This is a genomic window from Chitinophaga sp. ARDCPP14 (genome assembly GCF_051362515.1).
Classification (GTDB): Bacteria; Bacteroidota; Bacteroidia; order Chitinophagales; family Chitinophagaceae; genus Chitinophaga.
Genome location: NZ_JBKIXB010000019.1, coordinates 44,221 through 56,322 on the forward strand (window position 1 = coordinate 44,221; position 12,102 = coordinate 56,322).

Consider the following 12,102-nt stretch of genomic DNA (forward strand, 5'->3'; position numbering starts at 1 on the left):
TTGATATAAGAAGTATTTACTTCAATGTCCGGAATATTAAAACACCGCTTCAGGATAATCGGTATATCCATTTTCACCCCCACTATACAACGTATCGCGGTTGATTTCTGACAATGGCAAATTATATTTAAAGCGGATTGCCAAATCGGGGTTGGCAATGAATGGTGCACCAAAAGATACCAGGTCGGCTATGCCTTCTTTCAGGATGGCATTCCCGCTTTCCTGCGTAAAGCCCAGGTTAGCCATCAACCTGCCGCTGTAGTGATAGCGGAAATGGCTGAAATAATTATCCTGCAATACTTCTACCGGGGTACCTGTTAAAGTTTCTGCAGGCCCAACAATGTGCAGGAAAGCGAGATTGTAGTCATTCAGTTTTTTAAGGATGTACTGGAACATGGGGATAGTTTCTTCATCCGGCGTCACAATGCCTACATGGCTATATGCGACCGGTGTAAACTTGATCGCTACCCTTGTGCTTTCCCATACTTCCAGGATGACATCCAGTATTTCAAATATAATACGTGCACGATTTTCAATACTGCCGCCATACTCATCGGTGCGATGATTAGTGGCCAGGCTTAGAAATTGAGGAATTAACATGCCAGCCTGTGCATGTACTTCAACGCCATCAAATCCTGCTTCTTTCGCATTCTTAGCCGCCTGCCTGTAATCCTGTATAGTTTGTTTAATTTCAGCAACGGTGAACTCGCGGGGCGTTTGTGTATCTTTAAAGCCCTGGGGTGTATAAGAATGATTTTGCGGATTAATGGCGGAAGGGCCTGCCGGCAATTCACCATCAAAAAAATCCGGATGAGATGCAGCACCAATATGCCCTAATTGAGAGAAGATTAGTCCTCCTTTGTTGTGTACTGCCTGGGTCACCAGTTTCCATCCTTCAATCTGCTCCTGCGTATAAATGCCTGGCACATTAATAAAACCAATAGACTTCGGATTCACCCAGGTACCTTCACTCAGAATTAAGCCTGCTGAAGCGCGTTGTGCATAATACCTGGCCATCAATGGTGTAGGAACCAGGCCTTTATTGGTGGCACGTCCACGCGTAAGTGACGCCATTACCACCCGGTTTTTCAATTTCAAATCACCTATCTGATATTCCTCTAACAGAGGTTGTGCTGTATTTCCCATTGTTTTTTTAAGGCAAACTTCGGGCATATGCCCCAGCGTTACAATATGGGAAAAACTAATACCATAGGGATAAATTTATCCCATTAAGGAATTAAAATACAATGCCTATTTTTGAATAAAGTGAACAGCATATGTATGAAAGAAAGACTCCCCTCACAATAGATTGCGGACTGCACCTGACTAAAGAAGTGCTGAATGGCAAATGGAAGCCAGCCATCCTCCGTGCTATTTCGATGGATGTAAAGCGTCCCAGCGAGATACTACGCTTATTTCCTGGCGCCACCCGCAGGGTGCTGAATGTACAACTCAAAGAATTGGAAGGACATGGCATGATAGAGAAGAAAACCTACCCGCAACTACCGCCTAAAGTGGAGTATTCGCTTACGGAGATCGGCTGTTCACTGATGCCTATTATTGATGCCATGAACCAATGGGGTGATGCTAATCGCAGCTTTTTGGAGAATGTTATTAAGCAAGCACCTAAGATTAGCGAAACATCAAAATCGACATGCCAGATTTATAGACATATGATGGTAGCGCGTAAGATCGGATAAGGTTTGGTAGTGGGATTGCTGCCCATCCAGTCTCAATCCCTCAAATCAAAAAAGCCTTTAAATCTTTCGATTTGAAGGCTTTTTCCTTGCGGAGAGAGAGGGATTCGAACCCTCGATACAGTTTAACCCGTATGACGGTTTAGCAAACCGTTCCTTTCGGCCACTCAGGCATCTCTCCATTATTTCCCTGAAGGGGTTGCAAAAATAGGAAAAGTTTTATATTCTCCAAAAGCAAATTCGGTTTTTTACAAAAAAACTTGCCCTAAGTATATAAAAATCCGCTGAAAGGCGGTCCCCATGCGGGTGAACATGAAAAAGCCGTGCAGTTGTGCACGGCTTTTTAAAATAGGTTCTCAGGGCTAAGGCCGGCTTTACATGGCCGCCAGTTGTACTTTCTGTTGCAATTCAATTACACTGTCACGGAAGTTATTGTCAGTATCCATCAGGTCCTTTACGGTTTGACAGCTGTGGATAACGGTGGTATGATCGCGTCCACCAAAATGTTCACCGATTGTTTTCAGGGAATTTTTAGTAAATGATTTAGCGAGATACATGGTGATTTGCCTGGCCTGCACAATTTCACGTTTACGTGTTTTTTGCAACAGCTTATCATAAGGCACATCAAAATATTCGCAGACCATTTTCTGGATACTCTCGATTGTAATTTCTTTGGAAGATGTTTTTACAAAAGATTTCAATACGCGCTTCGCCAGTTCCAGGTCAATTTCCTTACGGTTCAGCGATGATTGTGCCAGCAGGGAAATCAGTGCGCCTTCCAGTTCACGTACGTTTGTCTGGATGTTATAGGCTACATACTTCACTACTTCTTTCGGCATTTCCAGTCCATCGTTCCGCATCTTCATTTCCAGGATTTCCATCCGGGTTTCAAAATCGGGGATCTGGATATCAGCGCTCAGTCCCCAGCGGAAACGGCTCAGTAATCTTTCCTGTACGCCATCCAGATCTTTAGGCGCCTTATCAGACGTTAGGATCAGCTGCTTGCCGGATTGGTGCAGGTGGTTAAAGATAGCGAAGAAGGCGTCCTGTGTTTTCTCTGCGCGGGCAAAGAACTGGATATCATCTACGATCAACACATCTATCAACTGGTAAAAGTGGATAAAGTCATTGATGATATTATTCTTGGAGTGATCTATAAACTGGTTAATGAATTTCTCTGCACTTACATATAACACCGCTTTGTTCGGATGTATACGTTTTACATCATTGCCTACTGCCTGTGCAAGATGCGTTTTTCCCAAACCTACTCCACCATATATTACCAGCGGATTAAAAGAGGTGCCACCGGGCTTTTCGGCCACTGTTTTACCTGCACGTCTTGCCACACGGTTACTGTCTCCTTCTACATACGCATCAAACGTATAATTGGGATTGAGCTGCGAGTCAATCTGTACCCTTTTAATGCCCGGAATAACAAAGGGATTCTTAACCGGGTTGTGAATCGTTAAAGGAAAATCTACTTCATTGTCTTTCTGAGGTTTGGTAAACTGCGTGGGCATGTTTACTGTTCTGGGATGCTGATGTGGCGTACCGTTCTCTACTACAATGCGATACTCCAACCGGGCTTCTTTACCTAATTCTCTCTTGATGGTTTTTCCTAACAATCCCACATAATGCTCCTCAAGGTATTCATAAAAGAATTGGCTGGGGACCTGGATGGTTAAAACATTGTTTTCAAGTTTAATGGGTTTAATAGGTTCAAACCATGTCTTAAACGGCTGCCATTCTACTATATCCCTAATTATATTAAGACACTTTTCCCAAACTTGTTCGCAAGTTTTATTCATTGAGATAAAAAAAATTAGTTGTTTCTTAATTAAGGATGCTTAGTTCTCGAATTCGAAATTCCCCAACGCAGGAAGTTGAAAAATTTTCAGACAGGACGACGAATATCTGTAGAAAATGTTGAAAAAAAAAATTTATCTACCCTTGTTTATATTCTCCTGATTACAGAGTACCAAAACCCCTTTTTCCACTACTGCTGTGGCTTTACAGCCCAGACGTGACAAGGTTTTCATTACTATAAACCCCATTGATTAACAGCACCTTTATCTTTTCCATTCTCCTTTTTATCATAAATATGGATATATAATTGATAAAATAATATTGTATCCTTTCTCTCAAAAAAAACCGTTCACTGATAAGTCATGAGATATTCACACTTTTTCGGGAGAGGGTGCAAAACTATGTTAGTATCTCCATTTAAAAAAATGTATTAGGGGATAGTAATTGTGAAAGTATTTATTTATATCCACGCGCACCGGATTAATAAAAAATATTTGTCCGCACTAAGCCGAATACCTTATCTTTGACCCTTCTGAATTTAAAATAATTTTTCTATGAGTTTTGAAATTACCGGAAAGCTGATTGTGAAGTACAACACGGTACAACGTAGCGAAACTTTTAAGACAAGAGAGTTCGTTATTGAGAAGTCCGACGACATCAATGGCCGTGTTATCAACAACTATATAAAGTTTCAGTCGGTGCAAGACCGCACTGGTATTGTAGACCGGTTCAATGAAGGTGAAAACGTTAAAGTTTATTTCAATATCAAAGGCACCAGATGGGAGAAAGATGGTAAAGTGAATTACATCACCAACCTGGACGCATGGCGTATGGAATCTGTAATGGCAGCACCTGCTCCGGGCGCAGATCCTCAGCCTAACTACAATACTCCACAGATGCCTGCAGGCGGCGGAGATGGCGGCGACGACCTGCCTTTCTAAGCTGAAAGCATCACACAAAAGCTATTGAAGCGAAGATATAAGCGGATTACATCCCCTTATGTCTTCGCTTTACTCATTTTATACATTACCCCGCATTTGCTATCTTTGCCGCAGTTTTAGGATAAACACCTAACCGCTAATATGATACAACAAATATCTCTCAAATTACTGCCGGCCGATGCCGCCTCTCATACAAATATCATACAGCACGCTGCTGCCGCACTAAGTGTAAAGCCTGCCGAGATTACAGGATTCAATCTGCTGAAACGCTCTATAGACGCACGTTCCAAGCAGGTATTCTTTGTCCTTACCATACAGGTATTCATTAACGAACCTTTTGGAGAAAGGCAACACACCCATCCGGTATATCCATCCCTGCCAGCCAATGCACCACGGGTGCTGATTGCAGGCGCCGGACCCGCGGGCCTCTTCGCCGCATTGCGGCTCATAGAAGCAGGCGTAAAACCAGTTATACTGGAACGCGGTAAAGATGTACGCGCACGACGCCGTGATCTCGCCGCCCTCAATAAAACAGGTATCGTAAACCCCGACTCCAACTACTGCTTCGGCGAAGGCGGCGCCGGTACCTACTCCGATGGTAAACTATACACCCGCTCCAATAAACGCGGCGATATTAACCGCATCCTCAACATATTCGTACACTTCGGTGCAGAAGATAAGATTATGATCGATGCACACCCGCACATCGGCACCAACAAACTCCCGCATATCATCACCGCTATGCGCGAACAAATCATCAACAGCGGCGGAGAAGTACACTTCGAACAAAAAGTAAACGCCATACAAATCAGCAACGGCGCAGTTACAGGCGTGCAAACCGCCACCGGGCAAATATTTGAAGGCAAACAACTCATTCTCGCCACAGGCCACTCCGCCCGCGATATATTTATCATGCTCCACCAGCAAAACATTTTGCTGGAAGCCAAACCCTTTGCCCTCGGTGTGCGCGTGGAGCACCCGCAGGAACTCATCGACAATGCACAGTATCATTGCCAGGTGCGTGGCGAATATCTCCCGCCAGCCAGTTACAGCCTGGTAGAACAGGTGGAAGGCCGCGGCGTATTCTCTTTCTGTATGTGCCCCGGTGGCATAATCGCCCCCGCAGCTACCGATCCCGGCGAACTGGTAGTGAATGGCTGGTCGCCTTCCAAACGAAACAACCCCTTCGCTAATTCAGGCATGGTGGTTACCGTTGATGAATCCGACTTTGCACCATTCGTACATCACGGCCCGCTCGCAGCGATGTACTTTCAACAGGCGGTTGAAAAACAGGCGTATCATGCCGGTGGCGGCAATTTCGTAGCGCCCGCACAACGTATGACCGACTTTGTCAATAAAAAAGTTTCAGCCTCGTTGCCTGAATGCTCGTATGTACCTGGCCTCAACAGCGTGGACCTGCGCAGCGTATTACCCAAAGTAGTACACCAGCGCCTCGCCGGCGCCTTTAAAGCCTTTGGCCGCAAAATGAAAGGATACTACACCGAAAATGCTGTACTGGTGGCCACAGAGTCACGCACATCTTCACCGGTACGCATTCCCCGCAACAATGATACGCTGGAACACCCGCAGGTGGCAGGTCTTTATCCCTGCGCGGAAGGCGCCGGATATGCCGGAGGGATCGTATCCGCTGCAATGGATGGCGAACGCGTGGCCGCCATCATTGCCGCAAAGTTGTCGTAACGATATTCCGACTTATTTATTGGGGATTAATCACTAATTTTTCACCATGAACCTACTCGAAGTCAAACACCTGAAAAAACATTATGACACCCACAAAGCGGTGGATGATGTTAGCTTTGATATACAGCAGGGCAGCATCTTTGGATTACTGGGGCCTAACGGCGCCGGTAAAACAACCCTGCTCCGCATGATTACCGGTATCTTCTACCCCGATGAAGGCCAGATCATTTTCAACGGGCAAAAATTCAACCCGGAAAACGATGTGCAGTACATCGGGTATATGCCGGAAGAAAGAGGTCTCTATAAAAAAATGAAGGTAGGCGAACAAACACTCTATCTCGCCCAGCTCAAAGGACTCTCCCGGAAAGAAGCGGTACAGAAGATCCAATACTGGTTTGATAAATTCGATATCAACTCCTGGTACAACAAACGGGTCGATGAACTCAGTAAAGGCATGCAGCAGAAAGTGCAGTTCATCTCCACTGTTCTGCATCAGCCCAGGCTGCTGATCCTCGATGAACCCTTCTCCGGCCTGGACCCTATCAACTCCAATCTCATTAAACAGGAAATTTTCAACCTCAGTCAGCAAGGTACCACCATCATTTTTTCTACCCACCGCATGGAACAGGTAGAAGAAATCTGCGACCATATCATGCTGATCAACAAAGGCCATAAAATACTGGACGGCAGCGTAAAACAAATCCAGCAGGATTTTAAACAGGGCCTTTTTAAAGTAGGCCTGGGCACGATGCCTAATCCTGCACAAATGGCTACTTATCACTTTAACATTGTGCAAACACATGATAAGGCGTTTACCGTAAAAATGAATGAAGACAGCAGCACCAACGATATCCTGCTGCATTTCATCCGCCAGGACATTCCTGTTACATATTTTGAAGAAATCCTTCCTTCTATCAACGAGGTATTTATCACCCAGGTACAGCAAACCGAAAACAGCAACGCCCCCGTAGCTGCTTTGCCGCTGGCCTGATTAACCTGCTACTTATGGAGAAAATCTGGCTCATTATAAAAAGGGAATTCTTTACCCGCGTGCGTAAAAAATCATTCCTCATCACCACTATACTGGTCCCCCTGGCCTTTGCTGCCATGATCATTGTGCCCATCCTTTTATCTACTTCTTCCAGCGAACATAAGCTCATTGCGGTGGTAGACAAAAGCGGGTTGTTTGAAAACAAGTTCCCCGATTCCAAAGGCGTATATTTCAAATACGTGCAAAACCAGCCCATCGATAGCCTCAAACTGCATTACAGTGATCTCGGCTATGAAGGAGTGCTGTATATCCCCGAGTTTGATATCAACAGGCCCTCCGGCTTTGAATTTTACAGCAGCGGCCAGGCAAGCATCACCATAGAAAACAGTATCAACAAGGATATCAACAGCATCATTGAAAAGAAGCGCATGCAGCTGCAGGGGATTGAACCCTCTAAAATGGATGAAATCAGGTCGGATGTGGAAGTAACCTTTAAAAATGGTAAGGACGAAAAGAAAGGCAGCTCCTGGGTGTCTTATGGAGTAGGCTACGCCAGCGGGTTCATTATCTACTTTGTGCTGTTACTGTTTGGTACCTCCGTTATGCGGGGTGTGATGGAAGAAAAAGTGAGCCGCATTGCAGAAGTAATGATCTCCAGCGTGAAGCCTTTTCAGCTGATGATGGGAAAAATTGTAGGCATAGCCGCCGTGGGCCTGCTGCAGTTTTTTATATGGGGTATCTTCATTACAGCCATATACTCCCTGATACCGCTGTTCTTTTCACCTGAAAGTATGCAGGCAGCTGCCGCCCAGGGCAACCCGGCGCAAACGGCTGAAATGGTGCACAGAATGCGGGAAGTGATAGGCAGTATCAACTGGAGCTTACTGGTACCTTGCTTTGTGTTGTACTTCCTGGGAGGTTATCTCTTTTACTCTGCCTTGTATGCCGCCATTGGCAGTTTGGTCAACGAAGATGCCTCCGACGTGCAGCAGCTCACCATTCCCGTAACAGTGCCTATCATCATTGGTATCATGATTATGATGAAGGCAGTACAGGACCCTGGTAGTCCGCTCGCGGTATGGGGCAGTATTATTCCATTCACATCGCCTATGGTGATGATGGCGCGGCTGCCTTATGGCGTTCCCGGCACAGTACCTTACTGGCAGCTGATATTGTCGTTTGTTTGTCTTATTGGTGGCTTTTTGGGTACTACCTGGTTAGCCGGCAGAATATACCGTACAGGGATCCTGATGTATGGAAAGAAAATTACGCTGAAAGAAGCGATGAAGTGGGTAGTAAGAAAACCATAAAAATTTTGTGAGATGGTTACCGGGGCGGTTGCTCCGGTAACCAATCAAATATCGAAGCTATTTAAATGGCGGATGGTTTCCCTGAACTCCGTCCATATTTCCGCCAATACAGCTGCCGCAGGCTTTATATCATGTATCAGTGCACTTACCTGGCCTATTTCCAGTTCCCCTTCTTCGAGGTTACCTTCAAACATGCCTGATTTGGCGCGGGCGCGTCCCAGCAAGGTTTTCAGGGCATCTATATCTGCGCCGTTATCCTCCGCCTGCCGCACCGCCTGGTAAAAATTATTTTTGATAAGGCGCACGGGCGCCAGCTTCTTTAAACTTAACATGGTATCGCCTTCTTTGGCATTTACCACCGCCTGTTTAAAATTTATATGGGAAGATGCTTCGGGGGTTGCTACAAAACGGCTGCCTACCTGCACACCGGATGCGCCTAAGGCAAATGCTGCTGCCATTGCTTTCCCGGAGCCTATGCCCCCGGCTGCAATAACCGGTATTTTTACCTGTTCGCATACTGCCGGGATCAATACCATGGTGGTGGTTTCTTCGCGGCCGTTATGCCCGCCGGCCTCAAATCCTTCGGCCACTACTGCATCTACGCCTGCGGCCTCGCTTTTTAATGCAAAGGCTGCGCTGGATACCACGTGCACTACCTTGATACCTGCGGCTTTCAATACCGGTGTCCATGTTTTTGGATTCCCGGCAGAAGTGAACACAATTTGTACCCCTTCTTCCAGGATAATATTTATCAGCTGGTCAATATCCGGGTATAATAACGGCACATTCACTCCGAAAGGCTTATCAGTTGCCTGTTTACACTTTTGAATGTGCTCCCGCAATACGGCAGGATACATACTTCCCGCGCCGATGAGGCCCAGGCCGCCGGCATTACTAACTGCGCTGGCTAAACGCCATCCGCTCGCCCAGATCATGCCAGCCTGGATAACAGGATATTGAATATTGAATAAGGAAGTGATACGGTTGTTCATAAGCGAATATACTATAGCTTGATGCTGCCGGTATTATCCCAGGTCTATTTCGGTATTATCGCCTATGTTCAGGCTCTGGCTCAATCCGCGGATATTGGCGTCGCTGCCTATCAGGGAAGATTTCAATACTACTTCATACAGGTTGCTGAAAGAGCCGATAATAGAATCCTTTACAATAGAGTAGTTGATCACAGTATTATCACCAATGGCCACATTAGGGCCAATAATGGCGTTTTTAATGTTACAGCCTTCCCCTATGCTTACCGGCGGGATGATGATCGTATTTTCATATGGTAATACGGGATTGCTGGCCAGTTTATATTTCTTCAGGAGAATAGCGTTTGTTTCCAGCAGCGTATCTTTCCGGCCGCAATCGAACCAGTTGGATACTTTGAAGCCGTTGAACTGCACACCGTGCTCAATCATACATTCCAGGGCATCCGTGAGCTGGAACTCATCGTGCGACTTTATCCTGTTGTCGATATTGCTTTGGAGGCAGTCGTACAGCTGCTCCGTTTCCTTGATCTTGTAAAGTCCCACCAGTGCGAGGTTCGACTTAGGGATCTGTGGCTTTTCCACTACGCGGGTAATCTTTCCCTGTTCATCCAGTTCGGCAACACCGAAGTTACGCGGGTCGTCTACTTTCTTCAGGCCCAGCATCGAGTAAGGAGAGGCGATCACTTCTTTAAAGTCGCATTCACAGATGGTATCGCCAAGTACAATCAGTATTTCATCATTACCCACTACATCGCGGGTAAGGGATAAAGCATGACCGGTACCTTCGCGGCTGTTTTGCTGCACAAAGTGGCAGGTAAGCTGCGGATACTTCTTTTCTACGTAATGCTGGATCTTTTCACCAAGATAGCCTACCACAAAAACAAATTCTGTGATACCCGCATCCACCAACTGATCAATAATGATACTGAGAATGGTTCTGCCGGCTAAAGGTATTAATGCTTTAGGCTGTGTATATGTATGTGGACGAAGCTTGGTGCCTGCCCCTGCCACTGGTATTATTGCCTTCATTTAGTGTTGTAGTTAGGATTAGCTATTGCTGCTCGAATGCGGCGAAATTAACATAAAAAGCGGAAAGCATAAAGCAGAAGCCTTTATGCTTGCAATTGATCCGGCTTTAATTTATTTTTGCACCAAATTTAAGGCAACATGCAAAGAGACCAGCAAATATTTGATTTAATCGGCCAGGAGTTGGAGCGTCAGCGCCACGGCATTGAGTTGATCGCATCTGAAAACTTTACCAGCTTACAGGTAATGCAGGCGATGGGACATGTGATGACGAATAAATACGCCGAAGGTTATCCTGGCAGAAGATATTATGCGGGCTGTGAAATTGTGGACCAGAGCGAACAACTGGCAATTGACAGGGCTAAAGAAATATTTGGCGCTGCTTATGTGAACGTACAACCTCACTCAGGGGCACAGGCCAATGCCGCTGTTATGCTGGCTATTCTGCAACCGGGCGATAAAATCCTCGGACTGGATCTGAGCATGGGAGGCCATCTTACCCACGGTTCTTCCGTAAACTACTCCGGAAAGCTCTACCAACCTCATTTCTACGGTGTTAACAAAGAAACAGGCCTGGTAGAATATGATAAAATGGAAGAAATTGCCAACCGCGAAAAGCCCAAACTGATTGTTTGTGGTGCTTCTGCTTACAGCCGCGACTGGGATTACAAACGTATCCGCGAAATAGCTGACCAGGTGGGCGCTTTTGTACTGGCTGATATTGCGCACCCGGCAGGTTTGATTGCCAAAGGCTTACTGAACTCTCCGTTTGCTCATTGCCATTTCGTAACTACCACTACCCATAAAACCCTCCGTGGTCCCCGCGGCGGTATGATCATGATGGGCGCAGATTTCGAAAATCCGTTCGGTCTGAAAACACCAAAAGGCGAAACCCGCCTGATGAGCTCTCTCATTGATACCGCTGTATTCCCTGGTATCCAGGGCGGTCCGCTGGAACATGTAATTGCCGCTAAAGCTGTTTCCTTCTTCGAGATACTGTCTGACGAGTACACTGTATACGCCAATCAGATCCTGAAAAATGCGCAGTCCATGGCTAAAAGCTTTGTAGGCAAAGGATATGAAATCATTTCCGGTGGTACCGACAATCACCTGATGCTGATTGACCTCCGCAATAAAAATATCTCTGGTAAAAAAGCGGAACAAACACTGGTAAAGGCCGATATCACCGTCAATAAAAACATGGTGCCTTTCGACGATAAATCTGCCTTTGTTACTTCCGGCATCCGTATTGGCGTTCCCGCTATCACCACCCGTGGTATGAACGAAAGCCATATGGGGCAGATCGTTGACTGGATCGATGCCTTGCTGCTGGATGCAGACAATGAAGGGCTGATCCTCAAGGTAAGAGGCGAAGTGAATACGTTTATGCAGCAGTTCCCGCTGTATCCCGAGTTGTAGGCGGATTTTGTCTTGGCTCAGGATTACGCTGATTATACTGATTAGCTGGATTTTTACTTTTGGATTTTATAAAGGATTAAGGGAGATAGAAGCGGATATGTACTGCCCCCTAAAAGTTAGACACTTTTAGGGGGCATTTTTATGGATAAACGCAGAAAATACAGTTTTGAGCAAAAATTAGCCATTGTGATGGCAGTTGAGAATGATTATCAATCCGTTAGT

The 12,102-nt window shown here is 45.9% G+C and carries 10 protein-coding genes and 1 tRNA gene; 6 read left to right on the top strand and 5 right to left on the bottom strand.

Features of this window, described 5'->3' with window-relative positions:
* Positions 1-36: 36 nt before the first annotated feature.
* Positions 37-1,173, bottom strand: coding sequence for an alkene reductase (locus ACLHR0_RS31040; RefSeq protein WP_436491640.1), 1,137 nt, complete (start codon positions 1,171-1,173; stop codon positions 37-39).
* A gap of 104 nt (positions 1,174-1,277) precedes the next feature.
* On the opposite strand from ACLHR0_RS31040, the gene ACLHR0_RS31045 reads away from it, so the two are divergent.
* Positions 1,278-1,700 carry a winged helix-turn-helix transcriptional regulator gene (locus tag ACLHR0_RS31045; RefSeq protein WP_429044200.1) on the top strand — a complete coding sequence of 141 codons (423 nt, stop codon included), beginning with the start codon at positions 1,278-1,280 and terminating at the stop codon, positions 1,698-1,700.
* A gap of 89 nt (positions 1,701-1,789) precedes the next feature.
* Here the strand turns inward: ACLHR0_RS31045 and ACLHR0_RS31050 are convergent.
* Both ACLHR0_RS31050 and dnaA read right to left on the bottom strand, forming a co-directional pair.
* Positions 1,790-1,878, bottom strand: a tRNA-Ser gene (locus ACLHR0_RS31050).
* A gap of 193 nt (positions 1,879-2,071) precedes the next feature.
* The gene (dnaA, locus tag ACLHR0_RS31055; RefSeq protein WP_079469646.1) at positions 2,072-3,505 is read right to left on the bottom strand and encodes a chromosomal replication initiator protein DnaA; all 1,434 of its coding nucleotides are present in this window, start codon (positions 3,503-3,505) and stop codon (positions 2,072-2,074) included.
* Positions 3,506-4,057: 552 nt separating this feature from the next.
* Here dnaA and ACLHR0_RS31060 point away from each other — a divergent pair.
* The 4 genes from ACLHR0_RS31060 to ACLHR0_RS31075 all read left to right on the top strand — a co-directional run bounded on the left by ACLHR0_RS31060 (position 4,058) and on the right by ACLHR0_RS31075 (position 8,446).
* Positions 4,058-4,444, top strand: coding sequence for a DUF3127 domain-containing protein (locus ACLHR0_RS31060; RefSeq protein ID WP_436491641.1), 387 nt, complete (start codon positions 4,058-4,060; stop codon positions 4,442-4,444).
* Positions 4,445-4,585: 141 nt separating this feature from the next.
* Positions 4,586-6,145 (top strand): NAD(P)/FAD-dependent oxidoreductase, encoded by a 1,560-nt coding sequence (locus tag ACLHR0_RS31065; RefSeq protein ID WP_436491642.1) that lies wholly within the window; start codon positions 4,586-4,588, stop codon positions 6,143-6,145.
* Positions 6,146-6,191: 46 nt separating this feature from the next.
* The gene (locus ACLHR0_RS31070) at positions 6,192-7,136 is read left to right on the top strand and encodes an ABC transporter ATP-binding protein (RefSeq protein WP_429044206.1); all 945 of its coding nucleotides are present in this window, start codon (positions 6,192-6,194) and stop codon (positions 7,134-7,136) included.
* A gap of 14 nt (positions 7,137-7,150) precedes the next feature.
* Positions 7,151-8,446, top strand: coding sequence for an ABC transporter permease (locus ACLHR0_RS31075; RefSeq protein ID WP_370911099.1), 1,296 nt, complete (start codon positions 7,151-7,153; stop codon positions 8,444-8,446).
* Positions 8,447-8,490: 44 nt separating this feature from the next.
* On the opposite strand, the gene ACLHR0_RS31080 is transcribed toward ACLHR0_RS31075, so the two are convergent.
* Together ACLHR0_RS31080 and ACLHR0_RS31085 are read right to left on the bottom strand one after the other, a co-directional pair.
* Positions 8,491-9,438: an NAD(P)H-dependent flavin oxidoreductase gene (locus ACLHR0_RS31080; protein WP_436491643.1), complete on the bottom strand. Its 948-nt coding sequence runs from the start codon at positions 9,436-9,438 to the stop codon at positions 8,491-8,493.
* A gap of 33 nt (positions 9,439-9,471) precedes the next feature.
* Positions 9,472-10,464 (bottom strand): sugar phosphate nucleotidyltransferase, encoded by a 993-nt coding sequence (locus ACLHR0_RS31085; RefSeq protein WP_436491644.1) that lies wholly within the window; start codon positions 10,462-10,464, stop codon positions 9,472-9,474.
* Positions 10,465-10,602: 138 nt separating this feature from the next.
* On the opposite strand from ACLHR0_RS31085, the gene glyA reads away from it, so the two are divergent.
* Complete coding sequence (glyA, locus tag ACLHR0_RS31090) at positions 10,603-11,880, top strand: serine hydroxymethyltransferase (protein ID WP_429044216.1); 1,278 nt, start codon at positions 10,603-10,605, stop codon at positions 11,878-11,880.
* The last annotated feature ends 222 nt before the right edge of the window (positions 11,881-12,102 follow it).

What these genes read in the sequence shown, in the direction of transcription:
- ACLHR0_RS31080 (WP_436491643.1), bottom strand. Translation starts at nt 9,438, where the DNA reads ATGAACAACCGTATCACTTCCTTATTCAATATTCAATATCCTGTTATC.
- ACLHR0_RS31085 (WP_436491644.1), bottom strand. Translation starts at nt 10,464, where the DNA reads ATGAAGGCAATAATACCAGTGGCAGGGGCAGGCACCAAGCTTCGTCCA.
- glyA (WP_429044216.1), top strand. Translation starts at nt 10,603, where the DNA reads ATGCAAAGAGACCAGCAAATATTTGATTTAATCGGCCAGGAGTTGGAG.
- dnaA (WP_079469646.1), bottom strand. Translation starts at nt 3,505, where the DNA reads ATGAATAAAACTTGCGAACAAGTTTGGGAAAAGTGTCTTAATATAATT.
- ACLHR0_RS31060 (WP_436491641.1), top strand. Translation starts at nt 4,058, where the DNA reads ATGAGTTTTGAAATTACCGGAAAGCTGATTGTGAAGTACAACACGGTA.
- ACLHR0_RS31045 (WP_429044200.1), top strand. Translation starts at nt 1,278, where the DNA reads ATGTATGAAAGAAAGACTCCCCTCACAATAGATTGCGGACTGCACCTG.
- ACLHR0_RS31075 (WP_370911099.1), top strand. Translation starts at nt 7,151, where the DNA reads ATGGAGAAAATCTGGCTCATTATAAAAAGGGAATTCTTTACCCGCGTG.
- ACLHR0_RS31065 (WP_436491642.1), top strand. Translation starts at nt 4,586, where the DNA reads ATGATACAACAAATATCTCTCAAATTACTGCCGGCCGATGCCGCCTCT.
- ACLHR0_RS31070 (WP_429044206.1), top strand. Translation starts at nt 6,192, where the DNA reads ATGAACCTACTCGAAGTCAAACACCTGAAAAAACATTATGACACCCAC.
- ACLHR0_RS31040 (WP_436491640.1), bottom strand. Translation starts at nt 1,173, where the DNA reads ATGCCCGAAGTTTGCCTTAAAAAAACAATGGGAAATACAGCACAACCT.